This is a genomic window from Microbacterium sp. Y547 (assembly GCF_057669785.1).
The window spans coordinates 360180-377260 of the sequence record NZ_JBYHFN010000001.1 but is presented as its reverse complement, the minus strand read 5'-3'; the positions used below and the strand labels follow the sequence as shown (position 1 = coordinate 377260).

Here is a 17081-nt window from a genome sequence, read left to right as displayed (position 1 = left end):
CGGGGCTAGCCTGGAATCGTGTCGCGCCCTCTTCCGCTCGTCATCGGGCACCGCGGGGCGCCCGGGTATCGCCCCGAGCACTCCCGCTCGTCGTACGACCTCGCGCTCGCGATGGGAGTCGACGCCGTCGAGCCCGACATCGTCGTGTCGCGCGACGGCGTGCTCGTCGTGCGACACGAGAACGAGATCTCGACGACGACCGACGTCGCCGACCGGCCGGAGTTCGCCGATCGGCATACGTCGAAAACGGTCGACGGCGTCGAGCTCTCGGGATGGTTCACCGAGGACTTCACCGCCGAGGAGATATCGACGCTGCGATGCCGCGAGCGGCTGCCCGCCCTGCGCCCCGCCAGCGCGACGTTCGATGACGAGCAGGCCGTGCTGCGGCTGCGTGACGTGCTCGATCTCGTTCGCGCCCGCTCGCTCGAGCAGGGGCGAGAGATAAGAGTGGTGCTCGAGATCAAGCACCCCACCTACTTCGGCTCACTCGGCTGGGATGTCGCGGAGCTCGTCGCGACGGAGCTCCGCGAAGCCGGGTGGGCCGGCGGTGAGCTGCCGCTCACGATCGAGTCGTTCGAGTCCACCGTGCTCGTGCGACTGCGCGAGTGGGGCATCCCGGCGACCTACATCTATCTTCTCGAGGCGACGGGCCGGCCCGTCGACCTCGTCGTCGCGGAGGGTGTGGACGCACCGACGTATCGGCAGACAGCCGCCCCCGACGGACTCGACCGGCTCGTCGGCGTCGTCGACGGCATCAGCGTGCACAAGCGCATGATCCTCGCGCCGGACAAGCTCGGGCGGCTGACAGGCCCCTCTCGCATCGTCTCGGATGCGCACGATCGCGGTCTGCGCGTCTATACGTGGACGTGCCGTCCCGAGAACGCCTTTCTCATCGGTCAGTTCAGGTCCGGTCCTCTGCGGTCCGCCTTCGGCGACTGGAGGGGGGAGTGGGCGGTGATCCGCGACGCCGGTGTCGACGGCGTCTTCGTGGACCACGCCGATCTCGGTGTCGACTTCTTCCGTGGCGGCGTGTCGACGGGTGGGCCGGGTGACTGATGGCGAGCGCAGGACCGCGCGGCCCCCGTTCGCACGGCCGCGGCTGATCCTGCTCGTCTTCGCCGGCGGCGTCATCGGCACGGCCGCGCGCGAAGCGATCGCCCTCGCGTTCCCGAGCGGGGGAGTGACGTGGGGTGTCCTGACCGTGAACCTGGTCGGGTCCTTCGCGCTCGGCTTCCTCGTGGCGTCGCTGGGTGCAGAAGAGACCGCGGCGCGGCGTGATGTGCGACTGTTCGTCGGCACCGGCGCGATCGGTGGTTTCACGACGTACAGCGCGCTCGCGACCGATGCCGTGCTGCTTGTGGAGACGCAGCCGCTCGTGGCGCTCGCGTACGCGCTCGGCAGCGTCGCGGCGGGTCTGGCGTGTGCTGCCGCGGGTCTCATGATCGCGGGGCGCATCTTCCGGGGGCGTCGGGCGTCGAACGAGGCGGCCGCATGACACCCGGACTGTTCCTGCTCGTGGCGGTCGGCGGAGGGCTCGGCGCGGCGTTGCGTTTCGTCGTCGACGGCCTCGTCATGCGTCGAGCGAGCGGACGGTTTCCCTGGGGCATCCTCGTCGTCAACTCCAGCGGATCACTGCTTCTGGGCCTTGCCACCGGGCTCGCAGATTCGGCGGTCCTTTCGACGCCGTGGCTGTTCATCCTGGGCGTGGGCGTGCTCGGGGGCTACACGACGTTCAGCACGGCGATGCTCGACACGGTGGCCCTGCTGCGACGGCGTGCCGCGTGGGGCGCCCTGCTCAACGCCGTCGGGATGCTCGCGATCACCGGGACGTTCGCCCTTGCGGGGCTCGTCCTCGGACGGGCCGTCTGACGGGCATCCCTTTCGAAGCAGCGCGATCAGGCGACGACCGCGGCGGACAGGGGGTGGATGCCGGCAGTCTGACGAGCTCGGATCGGTACAGGTCGGCAAGCGCTGCGGGACCTGCCGCGAGCGCGTGCCGCTGCAGGTCGGCGCCCGTGCGGCCGGACGTGGCGTGGATGAGCAGGTCCTCGACGCTCGCGCGATCGAGCGGATCGTCGATGTGGGGGAGCACCAGGCGGTACAGCCCGCGCACCACCTGGGGTGCGGGGGCGGGGCGCCCCGTCGCGGGATCGACCAGCGTGGCACTCGTGCCGTACCGCGACGCATGCCACAGCGCGGCATCGAGCGAGACGGCTTCGTTGTCGTGCAGCTCATGTGTCGCTGCGAGTTCGGTCAGCGCGCGCACGAGCACGGCCAGTCCGATCGTCGACCATGCGTCGAGCTGCCCGTCGCACACGCGCACTTCGACCGTGGGATAACCCGGTGACAGGCGCGCGTTCCAGTTGATCGTTGCAGGGTCGCTCGTGGCGCCGATGCCCTGCAGAGCCGCGACCGTGTCGTCGTGGTGCGCGGCGTCGCGGAAGCGCGGCGGGATGCCGTACGTCGTCCAGCGTCGGCTGTGCACAGCGCGCCAGCTCGCGAAGCCCGTGTCGAGGCCCCGCCAGAACGGAGAGTTCGCCGACAGGGCGAGCAGAACAGGAAGCCAGGGGCGCAGCGCGTTGGATACGCGCACGCGCTCCTCGCGGTCCGCGATGCCGACGTGCACGTGCAGACCGTTGATCTGGTGATCGGTCGTGAGTCCGCCGATGTCTTCGCCGATACGCACGTAGCGCTCGTCGGCGGTGGGGGGTGTGTCGGCGGCGACGTCGAACGGTGTGCCGGTCGCGGCGGCGAGCACGCCGGCATCCCTCGCCCACTCGCCGAGCCGGCGGCGGAATCCACCGATCGCCTCGAGCGCATCAGCCGATGTGCGGCAGATCGGACTCGAGTACTCGAGCTGCGACGAGGAGAACTCCCTGTGGACGGCGCCGCCCACGGTGGCGGGCGCGAGGTCTCGGACCGCATCGGCGCCCAGGGGGACAGGGCGCAGGGTCTTCGGATCCAGCAGGACGTATTCCTCTTCGACACCGAGCGTCGCGGGCACACGGGCTCCTCTCGTCGGGGTCGTGGTGTGAACAGCCAACACCACGGGTGTTGCCGGAACAGGAGGCTTGACAGGAGCGAGATGTTCGGACAAGCGCCGGCTCAGCTGGGATCGGGGCGGCATCCCGGGCAGACTGGAGGACGGCCATCGCAGTTCACCCGGGAGTCGTCCATGTTCAGAAGAGTCACGTCCGTCCTTGCTGTTGCGGCGCTCGCCGCCCTTGCGGCGTTCACGCCCGTCAGTGCGGCGGCGACGATCCTCGTCGACGTGACGGCGAGCCCCGAGACGATCACGGTCGGGCAGACCTCGACGATCACGGCCACGGACCTCGGTCGCCCGGACTCGGTCTCGTTCGAGCTCGGCACCCCGACGGGTGGCCTGCTGGCGGCGGGCGGTGCATCGGGTGTGTCGATCGAGGTCGCCGCGAGCGGGGGCACCGCGCAAGCGGAGTTCACCGCGACCGAGGCGGGGACGTTCGAGATCCTGGTGATCGAGGGCGGCACGACTCTGGCCGCGACGTCGGTCGTCGTGACGGCACCGATCGAGACCGGACCGGGTGCCGCGACGATCGTCGCATCGCCCGAGACGATCGGGGTGGGCGAACGTGCGACCGTGGCCGCCGAGGGGCTGGGCGCGCTCGCCGAGGCGACGTTCGGTCTCGACGGGACGCCGGGCGGGCTGCTGTCGTACGAGTCGACGAGCGCCACGATCGTCGCGGTGCCCGTGGCAGGGGGCGGAGCGGCCGCCGAATTCACCGCGACCGAGCCCGGTGTCTTCACGATCACGGTGGGCGACGGCGAGACGGTGCTCGCGATGACCACCGTGACCGTCGACGAAACGCGTGCGACGCCGTCGTCGACGCCGAGCGCGACGCCCGCGACGGACGACGCCGAAACGGGTGCGGACAGCGGGTTTCCGTGGATCATCGTCGTGATCGTCGGCGCGCTCGTTGCGATCGGTGCTGTGGTGGCGTTCATGCTGGCGCGGCGCCGAAAGAGGACGTGACCGGCCTTTACACGCCAGATCGCGACGTGTCGACCCCTGGAACAGGGGTCGGGGATGTGCATATCGTTTCCTGTGTACCGGCCCGCGACGTCAGGGGCCGCCGGGTGTCCCCAGCACCGATGCCCGCCCCCAGCGGGCGCGCGGCGACTCCGGGCCGGCACCGGTCGTCCCGGACGGTCAGCGCCAACTGACTCGTCCGGGACGTCCGCCGTTAGGCGAGAAGTTCAGTGACCCCCAGTCCCCAGGACTCCCCATGCGACGGGGCGAAGAACAGATCCGCCAAGATCCCCCAGTGCCTTCAACCTCGTCTGGGAATGACGCTAACCTGCCCGCCAGTTTGGGGACAAGACGATTCGCGCAGTCCTTGGCAATTCCTGAGGTTTGACTTTTTCTGATGCCGATGCCCCGCTGTTGCGCGGGATTTCGGGCTCTCGGCTCGTGTTCTGTGCCGCGGTCCGCCCTGCGGCAGACCGCGGCACAGTGCGCTCAGCGGGTGAGGATGAGGGCGTCGCCCTGACCGCCACCGCCGCAGAGCGCGACCGCGGCGGTGCCGCCGCCGCGGCGGATGAGGTCGTGCACCGCGTGTACGACGAGCCGGTTGCCCGACGCGCCGATCGGGTGGCCGATCGCGATGCCGCCGCCGTGCGGGTTGACGATGTCGTCGGGCAGACCGAGTTCGGTCTGCGAGCGGGCGACGACCGCGCCGAAGGCCTCGTTGATCTCGACGAGGTCGAGATCGGACGCCTCGATGCCCTGCTTGGCCAGGGCCTTCTCGATCGCCCGCGCGGGCTGAGCGTGCAGCGAGTTGTCGGGCCCGGCGACCTGGCCGGAGGCGCCGACGACGGCGAGCACGTCCCATCCGTTGGCATCGGCGTGCGAGCGGGTCGTGAGCACGACGGCGGATGCACCGTCCGAGATCTGCGATGCGTTCCCGGCCGTGATCGACCCGTCCTTGGCGAAGGCGGGGCGCAGACCCGCGAGCGATTCGACGGTCGTGTCGGGTCGGATGCCCTCGTCCTTCGTCACGACGATGGGCTCTCCGCGGCGCTGGGGGATCTCGACCGGAACGATTTCGGCCTCGAAGATCCCCTCGTCGTACGCGGCGGCGGCGCGCTGGTGCGAGCGCGCTGCGACGGTGTCCTGCGCTTCGCGCGTGACGTCGAAGCGCTCGTTGTGGCGCTCGGTCGACGTGCCCATGCTCTCGTTGTCGTACGCGTCGGTGAGGCCGTCGTGCGCCATGTGGTCGAGCACCTCGACCGAGCCGTAGGTCCATCCGTCGCGCGAGCCCATGAGCAGGTGCGGCGAGCGGGTCATCGACTCCATCCCGGCTGCGACGGCGACCGTCGCGTCGCCGACGCGCAGCATCCGCGCGGCGTCGATGACGGCCGTGAGTCCCGAAAGGCACACCTTGTTGACGCTGCCGGCGTGGGCGTCCCAGCCGATGCCGGCGCCGACGGCGGCCTGTCGGGCGGCATTCTGACCGGACCCGGCGGGCAGCACCTGCCCGACGAGGACGGCATCGACGGCCGTGGCGGGGATGCCGCTCTTCTCGAGTGCGCCATTGATCGCGAGCGATCCGAGCTGCGGGGCCGTGAGCGACGCGAGCTGGCCCTTGAGGCGGCCCTGCGGGGTGCGTGCGGCGGCGACGATGACGATGTCGTCGGTGTTCATGCGGGTGTCCCTTCGATCGCGATGGTGAGCTCGGGCTCGGTTGCAGCGACGACCTCGTCGACCGTGACGCCGGGGGCGGTCTCGATGAGCACGAGGCCGTCATCGGTCACATCGATGACGGCGAGGTCGGTGATGATGCGGTCGACGACGCCGCGACCGGTGAGGGGCAGCGAGCACTCCTCGACGATCTTGGCTGAGCCGTCGCGGGCGACGTGCTCCATGAGCACGATGACCTTACCCGCGCCGTGCACGAGATCCATCGCGCCGCCCGGGCCCTTCACCATCTTGCCGGGGATCATCCAGTTGGCGAGGTCTCCGCCGGCGGAGACCTGCATGGCGCCGAGGATGGCGGCGTCGATCTTGCCGCCGCGGATCATGCCGAAGCTCATCGCCGAGTCGAAGAACGCCGTGCCGGGAAGCGTCGTGACGGTCTCCTTGCCGGCGTTGATCAGGTCAGGGTCGACCTTGTCCTCCGTCGGGTAGGGGCCGACGCCGAGAATGCCGTTCTCGGACTGCAGGACGACCGTGATTCCCTCAGGGACGTAGTTCGGAACGAGCGTCGGAAGTCCGATCCCGAGGTTGACGTAGGCGCCGTCGGCGAGTTCGCGTGCCGCGCGGGCGGCCATTTCTTGACGAGTCAGTGCCATGTCAGTTTCCTTCGCTCACGGTCCGGCGCTCGATGCGCTTCTCGATGTCGGTGCCCACCTCGATGATGCGATGCACGTAGATGCCGGGGAGGTGGATGCTGTCGGGGTCGAGCTCGCCGGGCTCGACGAGCTCTTCGACCTGGGCGATGCAGACGCGACCGGCCATCGCGGCGAGCGGGTTGAAGTTGCGTGCCGCCTTGTTGAAGACGAGGTTGCCGTGCCGGTCGCCCTTGAGCGCGTGGACGAGCGAGTAGTCGGTCACGATCGCTTCTTCGAGCACGTACTCGCGCGGCTCGCCCGAGGTCTCGAACGTGCGGACATCCTTCGCGGGGGATGCCACGGCGATGCCGCCGTCGCCGTCGTACCGGCGGGGGAGCCCGCCCTCGGCGACCTGTGTGCCGACGCCCGTCTGTGTGTAGAACGCCGCGATGCCGGAGCCTCCGGCGCGGAGCTTCTCGGCGAGCGTTCCCTGCGGCGTGAGTTCGAGTTCGAGCTCACCCGAGAGGAACTGCCGCTCGAACTCCTTGTTCTCGCCGACGTACGACGAGGTCATCTTGCGGATGCGCTTGGCGTTCAGCAGCACGCCGAGCCCCCAGTCGTCGACGCCGCAGTTGTTGCTCACGATGCTGAGGTCGCCCGTGCCCTGCGCGAGCAGGGCCTCGATGAGGGCGATCGGGTTGCCCGAGAGGCCGAACCCGCCGACGGCGAGTGAGGCGCCGTCCGGGATGTCTGCGACCGCGGCTGCGGCCGATTCCCACGTCTTGTCGATCACGCGTGCTCCTTCGCTGTTGCCGTGCGTCCTTCCATCGTGCGTGCGCCCGCCCCGCTCCGTCGTGCCGTCGATTGTCATGTGGACCGTCGGCGGCGTATCGTCCATATCGTGGACATCGCGTCGAAGGCGTCGGTCCCGGGCGCGCAGTCCGTGGCTCGGGCAGCTCGCCTTCTGCGGCTCGTGACGCAGGCGGCGGACGAGGGGATGCCGGTGGCCGAGCTGGCGAGACGCGCAGACCTCACGCGTCCGACGACGCATCGGCTGCTCGTCGCCCTGAAGCAGGAAGGGCTCGTCGACCAGGACGAGCAGACGGGGCGGTGGACGCCGGGACCGGAGCTCTATCTCATGGGGCAGGCCGCGGCATCCCGATACGACATCACATCGATCGCGCGCGACATCGTCCGGTCGCTCGCCGTGCGCACCGAGGAGAGCGCCTTTCTCTCCGTGCGCCACGGTGATGAGACGGTGTGCCTGCTGCGCGAAGAGGGCAGCTTTCCGATCCGCTCCTTCGTGCTCTCCGAGGGCGTGCGGTTCCCGCTCGGGGTCGCGTCGGCGGGGCTGGCGATCCTGTCGTTCCTTCCGCCTCACGATGTGGACGCGTATCTCGAGCGCCACCCCGAGATCGGCGAGCAGTGGGGCGCCGCGCACGGCGAGCCGCGCATGCGCGCGCGGCTGCGAGAGACGCAGGAGCGCGGGTACGCGGTCAATCCGGGACTCATCGTCGAGGGCAGCTACGGCATGGGGGCCGCGGTCTTCGCGCGCGACGGCCAGCCGCAGTGGGCGCTGAGCCTGACCGGTGTGCAGTTCCGCTTCGGCCCCGATCGTCTCGCAACGCTCGGTCGCACCCTGCTCGCGCACGCTCATCAGCTCACGTCGCGCCTCGTCGCATCGGGTCGGTGATTCCGTCCGCCGGGGTGTTATGCCCCGCGCGCCGTCAGCCCTCGCCCCGCTCGTGCCGCGCGCGCGGTTCTCCGGGCGTCACCGGCTCGGTCCTAGCGAGGCGGCGCAGGCGCTCGCGGGCGAAGTCCTGCGCGCGCGGCCCCGACCCCAGCGCGCGGGCCGAGACCGCGAGCACGACGCGCGTGAGCGTGATGACGGGAAACGGCGAACGGCGCAGGCCCAGAAGCTTTCGGTAGCGGCGGGGCAGGCTCGCGACGGCGGCGGCGAACAGCACCCGGTAGGCGATGCGCATCGACCCGGGAAAGGGGATGTTGCGCAGGAACCGCACGACGTCGTCGACGCGTTCGTCGCGGCGCAGCTCTTGGCGGTCCAGGTATCCGTCCATGCGTCGGCGCAGCTCGGCCTCGGTCTCGGGCGGGTCGGCGACGTGCATGAGACGGCCGGCCGTCGCCCATTCGCGGACGTAGGCGTCGGGACCGCCCGGGATGGGGCCGCCCCACCGCTCGTGAGCGCCGAGGAACGCCTCGGTGAAAGCGAGGTGCACCCACTCGACGAGATCGGCGTCGGACGCAGCGTAGGCGCGCGGTCCCGTCGTCGTCTCGTACGCGCCGCTCACGCGCTCGTGCATGCGCCCGACTCGGGCTGTCTCGCGCTGTGCCTGCTCGGTCGAGCCGTAGGTGACGCAGATGATCCAGCGCACGGTGCCCGCGAGACGGCCGATCGGGTCTTCGCGATACCGCGAGTAGTCGTGCACCCCGGCCATCGCGCCCGGGTGGAGGGCCTGGATGAGCAGCGCGCGGATGCCGGCGACGAAGGTGCCCAGTCCCTCGTGCACCGTCCAGACCGCACCGCCGTCGGAGAAGTATCCCGCGTCGTCGCCGTCAGCCAGGGCCCGCACCCACCCGGGTGTCCCCTGGGGGTGGCCCGACAAGGCGGTGAGCAACCGGGCGCGCAGGGGGGAGTGCGGCGGAGAGTCGTTTCGCCTGCGCATGTTTTCAGGGTGCCACGGCTGCATTGGACGTTGCCTGATCGACGCACTAGCATTGCAATTGTACCTAGCGAAAAAGGAACGCACATGACCGAACGCAAGCCGTGGCACGGTGTCAACCTCGCCACCACGCTCCCCTTCAACTCCGACTTCTCGGTGGACCACGATGCCTATGCGGAGCTCATCCGTTTCACGACCGACAACGGCGTCACCGGCATCATTCCGAACGGGTCGCTCGGCGAGTACCAGACGCTCACGGAAGAGGAACGTCGCCAGGTCTTCCTGACCGCCGTGGAGGCCGCCCCCGAGGGCGTCGTCGTCATCCCCGGCGTCGGTGCGTACGGTGCCCTGGAGAGCGTGCGTCTTGCTGAGCACGCCGCCGAGCACGGTGCTCCCGCCGTCATGCTGCTGCCGCCCAACGCGTACCGCGCGAGCGACGAAGAGGTCATGGACCACTTCCGTCGCGTCGGTGCCGTGGGCCTGCCGATCCTCGCCTACAACAACCCGCTCGACACCAAGGTCGACCTGCGCCCCGACCTGCTCGCACGCCTCTACGACGAGAACCTCATCGTCTCGGTCAAGGAGTTCTCGGGCGACGTGCGCAACGCGTACGCGATCCGCGAGCTCGCGCCGGGGCTCGACATCTCGATCGGCACCGACGATGTCGTCTTCGAGCTCGGCATCAACGGCGCCCGCGGCTGGGTCGCCGGCTACCCCAACGCCATCCCGCAGGCGACCGTCGAGCTCTACAACCTGTCCACCTCGGACGACCCGCAGGACTGGGTCAAGGCGCGCGCGATCTACCGCGACCTGCACCCGCTGCTGCGCTGGGACTCCAAGCCGCTGTTCGTGCAGGCGATCAAGCTGTCGCAGCAGGTCGCCGGCGTGCTGTCGAACACCACGACCCGCCCGCCCCGTCTGGCGCTGCCCGAAGAGATCCGCCTGCAGATCATCGCCGACACCGAGGCCGTTCTGGCCAAGGGCTACCGTTGATCCGACTCTGATCCCGAAGGACCATCATGCGCACGCAGCGTGTCTTCCACGCCGTCGACTCGCACACCGAGGGCATGCCCACCCGCGTCATCGTCGGCGGGGTGGGCGTGCTCCCCGGAGCGACGATGGAGGAGCGCCGACAGCGCTTCATGGCCGATAACGACGACATCCGCACGTTCCTCATGAACGAGCCGAGGGGTCACTCGGCGATGAGCGGGGCGATCCTGCAGCCGCCGACGCGTCCTGACGCGGACTGGGGCGTGCTCTACATCGAGGTCTCCGGGTGCCTGCCGATGTGCGGGCACGGCACGATCGGCGTCGCGACGGTGCTCGTCGAGACGGGCATGGTCCCGGTGACAGAGCCCGTCACGACGATCCGGCTCGACACCCCCGCGGGGCTCGTCATCGCCGATGTCGCCGTGACCGACGGCCACGCCGAGCGCGTGACGATCCGAAATGTCCCGTCGTTCGTCGTGGGTCTGGACTTGTCGGTCGACGTGCCCGGACTCGGCACCGTGAGCTACGACCTCGCGTTCGGCGGCAACTTCTACGCCATCGTCAACCTCGACAGCATCGGCCTGCCTTTCGACCGCGCGCACAAGGATGACCTGCTGCGCGCCGGGTTGGCGATCATGGCCGCCGTCGACGAGGTGAACATGCCGGTGCATCCGGTCGATCCGACGATCCGCGGATGCCACCATGTCTATCTCGAGGCGCCGGGTTCGACGGCGCAGCACTCGCGCCACGCGATGGCGATCTACCCCGGGTGGTTCGATCGGTCGCCGTGCGGCACCGGCACGAGCGCGCGCATGGCGCAGTTGCACGCCCGAGGGCTGCTGCCGCTTCACACCGACTTCGTCAACGAGTCGTTCATCGGCACGTCGTTCACCGGTCGCCTCGTCGAGGAGACATCGGTCGCGGGCATCCCGGCCGTGATCCCGACGATCACGGGTCGTGCGTGGGTGACCGGCACGGCGCAGTACATGCTCGACCCGTCGGATCCCTTCCCGAGGGGATTCCAGCTGTGAGGCTCATCGACGCCGCCACGATCGACCGCACGCTCACCCGGCGTGACGCCGTCGCCGCGATCGAAGACGCCCTGCGCTCGGGTTGGGACATCGAGAACGACCACGAGCGGCTCTTCGCCCCCCTGGCGAAGGGCGAGTTCCTGCTCATGCCGTCGCAGTCCACGACGACGGCAGGCGTCAAGGTCGCCACGATCGCCCCCGACAACACCTCACTCGGCCTTCCGAAGATCCACGCGTGGTACCTGCTGTTCGATCGCGAGACGCTGCAGCCCATCGCCGTGCTCGACGGCACGCGTCTGACGACACTGCGCACCCCCGCCGCCACGGCGGTGGCGATCGCCCATCTGCTCGCCGCCGCACCCGGGGGCGCGCAGACCGGTCCCCTCCATCTCGCCGTCGTCGGGTCGGGACCACAGGCGATCGAGCACGTGCGGACGATCGCCGACACCGTCCCCGTCGGCCGCGTCTCGATCATCGGCCGCACGCCCGACCGCGTCGCCGCCGCCGTCGCCGACCTGCGCGCCGACGGTCTGATCGCGGATGCCGCCGAGCGCGGTGCGCTCCGCACCGCCGACGTCGTCGTGACCGCGACCTCGGCGACGAGCCCCGTCGTCGATCTCGCCGACGTGCGCGAGGACGCCGTCGTCGCTGCGATCGGCTCGCATGGCACCGAGAACCGTGAGCTCGGCGCCGACCTCGTGCGCGCTGCCGACCTCGTCGTCGAAGCGCGCGGCTCGGCCTTCCGTGAGAACGGCAACCTCGCCGCTGCGCGCAGCGCCGCGGAGTGGGCCGCGGGGGAGCAGCCGGTCGCGAACCTCGCCGAGCTCGTGCGCGGCCAGGTCCGCCGCCGCGCCGGAGCACCCGCCGTCTACACCGGCGTCGGCATGGCGTGGGAAGACCTCGCTGTCGTGGAGAAGATCATGGAGGCCGTCGGCGGGCGTGAGCAGGGGTCGGAGGAGACCTGACATGAGCCTTCCCGAGAACCGGAATGTCGTCCGACTGAACAAGCAGCCGAGCATCCGCGACACGGTCACCCGTGCCCTGCGCTCGGCGATCATCAGCGGCGAGATGCAGCCCGGCCGGGTGTACTCCGCCCCCAGCCTCGGCGACGAGTTCGGCGTCTCGGCGACCCCGATCCGTGAGGCGATGCTCGACCTCGCCCGTGAAGGGCTCGTCGTGGCGCTGCCCAATCGCGGGTTCCAGGTGACCGAGGTCTCATCGCGCGATCTGCACGAAGTCACCGAGCTGCGACTGCTGCTCGAGCCGCCGGCGATCGAGCGTGCGACGCCGTTCGTGCCCGAATCGGCTTTCCCCGAGCTGCGCGCGCAGTCCGCTGCGATCATCCGCGGAGCCGAGTCGGGGGATCTGATCGACTACCTCACGGCCGACAGCGACTTCCATCTCGCGCTGCTGCAGTACGCCGGCAACACCCGACTCACCGAACTCGTCGCCTCGCTGCGTTCGCAGACGCGCCTGTTCGGTCTCTCTGGTCTGCGGGAGCAGGGCCGACTCGTCGCCTCGGCCCGCGAGCACGACGCGATGCTCGACGCCATCGAGGCACGCGATGCCGTCCGCGCGCGAGAGCTCGTGCACGCCCATATCGAGCATGTTCTGACCGACTGGTCCGGTGACGGAACCGGTCCGGACCAGGGCGCCGCGGTGTCGGCTTCATGACCGCGCCCGCCGAACGCGCTGACGTCCTCATCATCGGAGCGGGGATCATCGGCGCCGCTGTCGCCTATTTCGCGGCATCCGCGGGCCTGTCCGTCACGGTCATCGAGCGCGGTTCGATCGCGTCGGGCACGACGAGCCGGTGCGAAGGCAACCTGCTCGTCTCTGACAAAGAGGTCGGCCCCGAGCTCGAGCTGTCGCTCTATTCGCAGACGCTGTGGCGCGGCGAGCTGGCCGCGCACGCCGCCGACTGGGAGTTCGAGTCGAAGGGCGGGCTCGTCGTCTCGTCGAGCGCACGGGGCAAGACCGCGCTCGACGCCCTGTGCGTGCATCAGCGCAGTCTGGGTATCCGCGTCGACGACGTGCCCGACATCGCCGGGCTGCACGGCATCGAGCCGTACCTCAACCCCGAGATGGTCGGCGGTGCGTTCTACCCCGACGACGCGCAGGTGCAGCCCATCCTCGCGGCGCATCACCTGCTGCGGCTCGCGCGCGATCGGGGGGCGCAGCTGCTGACCCACACCGAGGTCACCGGCATCCGTGTCGTGAGGGGCCGGGCGGTCGGCGTCGAGACCCCCGCGGGGCGGATCGACGGCGGTGCCGTCATCGTCTGCGCGGGACCCTGGAGCGGCGAGGTCGCTGCCCTCGCGGGCGTGCGGGTGCCGGTCCTGCCGCGTCGCGGGTTCGTGCTCGTGACCGAGCCGGTGCCCGTCACGGTGAACCACAAGGTCTATTCGGCGTCGTACGTCGAGAACGTCGCGAGCTCGGATGCGGGGCTGCAGGTCTCGTCGGTCGTCGAAGGCACGCCGAGCGGCACGATCCTGATGGGAGCAAGCCGCGAGCGGGTCGGGTTCGACACGTCGTTCTCGGCTGAGGCCGTCGGTCGCGTCGCCCGCGCGGGAACCGAGCTGTTCCCCGTGCTCGCCGACGTGCAGATCATGCGCACCTACTCGGGCTTTCGCCCGTACTGCCCCGACCACCTGCCGATCATCGGAGAGGACGCGCGGATGCCGGGACTGTGGCACGCCGCGGGCCACGAAGGCGCCGGGATCGGTCTCTCGGTGGGGACGGCGAAGCTGCTCGTGCAGTCGCTGTGCGGTGAGACGACCGACATGTCGCTCGAGCCCTTCCGCCCGCACCGCTTCGACGAGAGGAGCGCGGCATGACCGGGCCCGAGCTGACGTTCGACGGCGCACCCGTGCCCTTTCGGGAGGGACAGACGGTCGGCGCTGCTCTGACAGCCGCGGGCATCTCGTCGTGGCGGGCGACCCGCGGTCGCGGAGAGCCGCGCGGGCTCTTCTGCGGCATCGGCGTGTGCTTCGACTGCCTGCTCGCGGTCGACGAACGCCGTGCGCAGCGCGCCTGCGTCACGCCCGCCCGCGACGGACAGATCGTGCGCAGCGATGACCCGGCCCGGCCGCTTCCGGGAGCGAACCATGACTGACGCGATCTTCGATCTCGCCGTCATCGGGGCGGGGCCGGCGGGGCTGTCGGCCGCCGTCGCGGCCGCCGAGCGGGGTCTGCGCGTCGCCCTCATCGACGCGGGGGAGCAGACGGGCGGGCAGTACTGGCGCCACCCCGATGAGCGGCATCCGGAATCGTTCGCCCTTCCCGAATCGACCGGACACCACCACTGGGGTCACTACACCGACCTGCGTGCGCGGCTGGGACGCGCCGTCGCTGATGGCCGCATCGTCCACGTCGCGGGACGCCAGGTGTGGCGCGTCGATCGAGACGCGAGCTTCGTGCTGCGAACGACGCCCGTAGCGGGCGCAGACACCGTGCCGCCCGCCGAGCGCGAGGTGCGCGCACAGCGGATCGTGCTGGCGACGGGCGCCTACGACCGGCAGGTGCCGATTCCCGGCTGGACCCTGCCGGGAGTCATGGCCGCCGGCGGCGTGCAGGCTCTCGTGAAGGCGAACCAGGTCGTCGCGGGGCGTCGCGCCGTCGTCGCCGGTACGGGGCCTTTCCTGCTCTCCGTCGCGGCCGGCCTCGCCGAGGCCGGGGTCGAGGTCGTCGCGGTGTGCGACGCGAATGCCCTCTCGCGCTGGGCTCGCACGCCGTTGCGAGCGATGCAGGAGCCCGGCAAGCTGCTCGAGGGCGTCGCCTATGCGGCGACGTTCGTGCGCAACCGGATCCCCCTGCGCACCCGCACAGTCGTCACCGCCGTCCGCGGCGAAGGGCGCGCGCGCGAGGCGGTCCTCGCCCGCGTCGATGCGCGGGGACGGGTGCGTCCCGGCACGGAGCGCACGGTTGCCGCCGATCTCATCGCGGTCGGCTGGGGCTTCACGCCGCAGCTCGAACTCGCGGTCGGGCTGGGGCTCGCAACGCGCGTCGACGTCGATGCGTCGCTCGTGGCCGAAGCCGACGCAGACCAGCGTTCGAGCGTCGCCGGTGTCTACGTCGCTGGTGAGGTCACCGGCATCGGCGGCGCCGTGCAGTCGTGCGCCGAGGGTGAACTCGCCGCGCTCACGGCCGCGTGCGACGCGGGCCGCCCCGACGATTCCCGTGCGCGTCGCCGACTGCGCCGCCGCATCGCGCGCGGGCGCCGTTTCGCCGCGGGGATGCACCAGGCTTCGCCCGTGCCCGCCGACTGGGCGACGTGGCTCGCCGATGACACCCTCGTGTGCCGCTGCGAAGAGGTCGACGCCGCCGCAGTGCGCGCGACGGTGCACTCGCTCGGCGCCGACGATCCGCGCGACGTGCGGGTGACCGCTCGACCCGGCATGGGCATGTGTCAGGGTCGGGTGTGCGGCTTCGCGCTCTCGTGCCTCGTCGGTGCCGAGTCGGGCCGCACCCCGGCCGCCGCCGACCTCGAACATCTCGCCAAGCGCCCCGTGGGGATTCCCCTGCGGGTCGCCGACCTCGCCGAAATCGCCGACGCAAAGGACTCACACCCATGACCGTTCCCGTCACCGCCCCCGCCGACGTCGACTCCATCGTCGAGCGTGCCGCCGCGGCATCCGCCCTGTGGAAGAACTCGACGGTCGCCGAGCGCGTGCGCGCCCTAAACGCCGTCGCCGATGCCCTCGACGCGCACGCCGACGAGCTCGTGCCGATCGCGCAGAGCGAGACGAACCTCGCCGAGGCGCGTCTGCGCGGCGAGCTCAAGCGCACGACGTTCCAGCTGCGCCTGTTCGGCGAGGTGCTCGAAGAGGGCACGTGGCGGGATGCGCGCATCGACCACGCCGACGCCGACTGGCCCATGGGGGCTCCGCGCCCCGACCTGCGCCGCCAGCTCGAGGCCATCGGCCCCGTCGTGATGTTCGCGGCGAGCAACTTCCCCTTCGCGTTCTCGGTCGCCGGGGGTGACACCGCGAGCGCGCTCGCAGCGGGCAACGCGGTTGTCGTCAAGGCTCACCGCGGTCACCCGGCACTGTCGGTCGCGACGACGCGCGTCGTCCGTGACGCCCTCGCCTCCGTCGACGCCCCCGAGGGCCTGTTCGACACCGTCTACGGCACCGAAGCGGGTGTGCGGGCGCTCAAGGCGCCGCAGATCCAGGCGGCCGCATTCACCGGATCGATCGCGGGCGGGCGCACGCTGTTCGACATCGCGGCGGGGCGTGAGCAGCCGATCCCGTTCTTCGGTGAGCTCGGCAGCGTCAACCCGGCCTTCGTGACGCGGTCCGCCGCGCGCGACCGCGCCGAATCCATCGCGACGGAGTTCCTCGCCTCGGTCACCGGGAGCGCGGGTCAGCTGTGCACGAAGCCCGGCGTGCTGCTCGTGCCGGCAGACTCCGACCTCGAGTCGCTCTTCGCCGGCGCGTCGCTCCCTGCCCCCGCGGCCCTGCTGAACCCCGGCATCGCCGACGGCTTCCGCGCCGCCGTCGACCAGGCGGTCGGGCGCGACGACGTCTCGGTGCTCGTGGGCACGCCCTCCGCCGAGGGGGACCCGGCACCGGTGCTCCTCAAGACGACGGCAGCCGCCCTGCGCTCGGACCCCGAGGGACTCATCTCCGAGATGTTCGGCCCCGCCGCGCTCGTGGCAACGTACGACGACGAGTCCGAGCTCGTCGAGGTGGCTGCCGTGCTCGACGGTCAGCTGACGGCGACCATCATCGGCGAGCCCGACGACGCCGTCGCGGGCGAGCTCATCCCGATCCTCGCGACCAAGGCCGGACGCGTGCTGTGGAACCAGTGGCCGACCGGCGTCTCGGTGACGTGGGCGCAGCAGCACGGCGGTCCGTACCCCGCCACGACGGCCGTGGGCACGACCTCGGTCGGCGCCGCGGCGATCACGCGCTTCCTGCGCCCCGTGTCGTACCAGAACGTGCCCGACGCGCTTCTGCCCGCCGCTCTGCAGGAGGCCAACCCCCTCGGCATCCCGCGTCGCGTCGACGGAGTGTTCACGCCCGCGTCCTGACGCGGGCTGCGGGGGGCTGCGTCGCGGCGTTGGGGTCCG

At 70.8% G+C, this 17081-nt stretch carries 18 protein-coding genes; 13 read left to right on the top strand and 5 right to left on the bottom strand.

The annotated features are described in order from the left end of the window. Positions 1 to 18 precede the first annotated feature (18 nt). From AC25Y0_RS01930 to AC25Y0_RS01920, 3 genes are read left to right on the top strand one after another with little or no spacing between them, the layout of a single operon-like run. Positions 19 to 1056, top strand: a complete 1038-nt coding sequence (locus AC25Y0_RS01930) for a glycerophosphodiester phosphodiesterase family protein (protein ID WP_488134100.1) — start codon at positions 19 to 21, stop codon at positions 1054 to 1056. Beyond that, a complete protein-coding gene (locus AC25Y0_RS01925) occupies positions 1049 to 1495 on the top strand; it encodes a fluoride efflux transporter FluC (protein WP_488134099.1) in 447 nt (148 codons plus the stop codon). Before AC25Y0_RS01930 ends, AC25Y0_RS01925 begins: the two co-directional genes overlap by 8 nt. Next, complete coding sequence (locus AC25Y0_RS01920; protein WP_488122666.1) at positions 1492 to 1869, top strand: fluoride efflux transporter FluC; 378 nt, start codon at positions 1492 to 1494, stop codon at positions 1867 to 1869. The genes AC25Y0_RS01925 and AC25Y0_RS01920 overlap by 4 nt, the downstream gene beginning before the upstream one ends. Here AC25Y0_RS01920 and AC25Y0_RS01915 read toward each other — a convergent pair. Beyond that, positions 1820 to 3004: a carboxylate-amine ligase gene (locus AC25Y0_RS01915; protein ID WP_488134098.1), complete on the bottom strand. Its 1185-nt coding sequence runs from the start codon at positions 3002 to 3004 to the stop codon at positions 1820 to 1822. The two genes, AC25Y0_RS01920 and AC25Y0_RS01915, sit on opposite strands and share 50 nt — an antisense overlap. Positions 3005 to 3175: 171 nt before the next feature. Here AC25Y0_RS01915 and AC25Y0_RS01910 point away from each other — a divergent pair, with 171 nt between their 5' ends. Continuing rightward, positions 3176 to 4009: a hypothetical protein gene (locus AC25Y0_RS01910; protein WP_488122664.1), complete on the top strand. Its 834-nt coding sequence runs from the start codon at positions 3176 to 3178 to the stop codon at positions 4007 to 4009. Positions 4010 to 4495: 486 nt separating this feature from the next. Here the strand turns inward: AC25Y0_RS01910 and AC25Y0_RS01905 are convergent, their stop codons facing one another. From AC25Y0_RS01905 to AC25Y0_RS01895, 3 genes are read right to left on the bottom strand one after another with little or no spacing between them, the layout of a single operon-like run. Continuing rightward, a complete protein-coding gene (locus AC25Y0_RS01905) occupies positions 4496 to 5680 on the bottom strand; it encodes an acetyl-CoA C-acetyltransferase (RefSeq protein WP_488134097.1) in 1185 nt (394 codons plus the stop codon). Then, the gene (locus tag AC25Y0_RS01900; RefSeq protein WP_488122662.1) at positions 5677 to 6327 is read right to left on the bottom strand and encodes a CoA transferase subunit B; all 651 of its coding nucleotides are present in this window, start codon (positions 6325 to 6327) and stop codon (positions 5677 to 5679) included. Before AC25Y0_RS01900 ends, AC25Y0_RS01905 begins: the two co-directional genes overlap by 4 nt. A gap of 1 nt (position 6328) precedes the next feature. Beyond that, complete coding sequence (locus AC25Y0_RS01895) at positions 6329 to 7099, bottom strand: CoA transferase subunit A (RefSeq protein ID WP_488134096.1); 771 nt, start codon at positions 7097 to 7099, stop codon at positions 6329 to 6331. A 108-nt stretch (positions 7100 to 7207) separates the two neighbouring features. Here AC25Y0_RS01895 and AC25Y0_RS01890 point away from each other — a divergent pair, with 108 nt between their 5' ends. Next, positions 7208 to 7999, top strand: a complete 792-nt coding sequence (locus tag AC25Y0_RS01890) for an IclR family transcriptional regulator (protein ID WP_488134095.1) — start codon at positions 7208 to 7210, stop codon at positions 7997 to 7999. 34 nt (positions 8000 to 8033) lie between these two features. Here AC25Y0_RS01890 and AC25Y0_RS01885 read toward each other — a convergent pair whose 3' ends face one another. Next, entirely contained in the window at positions 8034 to 8990 is a 957-nt protein-coding gene (locus AC25Y0_RS01885; protein WP_488122659.1) for an oxygenase MpaB family protein, read from the bottom strand. Between the two features lie 84 nt (positions 8991 to 9074). Between AC25Y0_RS01885 and AC25Y0_RS01880 the strand changes: the two genes are divergently transcribed. Genes AC25Y0_RS01880 through AC25Y0_RS01845 form a run of 8 tightly spaced genes read left to right on the top strand, consistent with a single transcriptional unit; the run spans position 9075 to position 17042 of the window. Continuing rightward, on the top strand, positions 9075 to 9980 hold the full coding sequence (locus AC25Y0_RS01880) for a dihydrodipicolinate synthase family protein (protein WP_488134094.1): 906 nt from the start codon (positions 9075 to 9077) through the stop codon (positions 9978 to 9980). Positions 9981 to 10006: 26 nt separating this feature from the next. Continuing rightward, positions 10007 to 11008: a proline racemase family protein gene (locus AC25Y0_RS01875; RefSeq protein ID WP_488122657.1), complete on the top strand. Its 1002-nt coding sequence runs from the start codon at positions 10007 to 10009 to the stop codon at positions 11006 to 11008. Further along, positions 11005 to 11973, top strand: a complete 969-nt coding sequence (locus tag AC25Y0_RS01870) for an ornithine cyclodeaminase family protein (RefSeq protein WP_488134093.1) — start codon at positions 11005 to 11007, stop codon at positions 11971 to 11973. The genes AC25Y0_RS01875 and AC25Y0_RS01870 overlap by 4 nt, the downstream gene beginning before the upstream one ends. Before the next feature lies 1 nt (position 11974). Beyond that, on the top strand, positions 11975 to 12682 hold the full coding sequence (locus tag AC25Y0_RS01865) for a GntR family transcriptional regulator (RefSeq protein ID WP_488122655.1): 708 nt from the start codon (positions 11975 to 11977) through the stop codon (positions 12680 to 12682). Further along, a complete protein-coding gene (locus tag AC25Y0_RS01860) occupies positions 12679 to 13845 on the top strand; it encodes an NAD(P)/FAD-dependent oxidoreductase (RefSeq protein ID WP_488134092.1) in 1167 nt (388 codons plus the stop codon). Before AC25Y0_RS01865 ends, AC25Y0_RS01860 begins: the two co-directional genes overlap by 4 nt. Continuing rightward, positions 13842 to 14123, top strand: a complete 282-nt coding sequence (locus tag AC25Y0_RS01855) for a (2Fe-2S)-binding protein (protein WP_488134091.1) — start codon at positions 13842 to 13844, stop codon at positions 14121 to 14123. Before AC25Y0_RS01860 ends, AC25Y0_RS01855 begins: the two co-directional genes overlap by 4 nt. Continuing rightward, positions 14116 to 15582 (top strand): FAD-dependent oxidoreductase, encoded by a 1467-nt coding sequence (locus tag AC25Y0_RS01850; protein WP_488122652.1) that lies wholly within the window; start codon positions 14116 to 14118, stop codon positions 15580 to 15582. Before AC25Y0_RS01855 ends, AC25Y0_RS01850 begins: the two co-directional genes overlap by 8 nt. Beyond that, positions 15579 to 17042 carry an aldehyde dehydrogenase (NADP(+)) gene (locus tag AC25Y0_RS01845; protein WP_488122651.1) on the top strand — a complete coding sequence of 488 codons (1464 nt, stop codon included), beginning with the start codon at positions 15579 to 15581 and terminating at the stop codon, positions 17040 to 17042. Before AC25Y0_RS01850 ends, AC25Y0_RS01845 begins: the two co-directional genes overlap by 4 nt. The last annotated feature ends 39 nt before the right edge of the window (positions 17043 to 17081 follow it).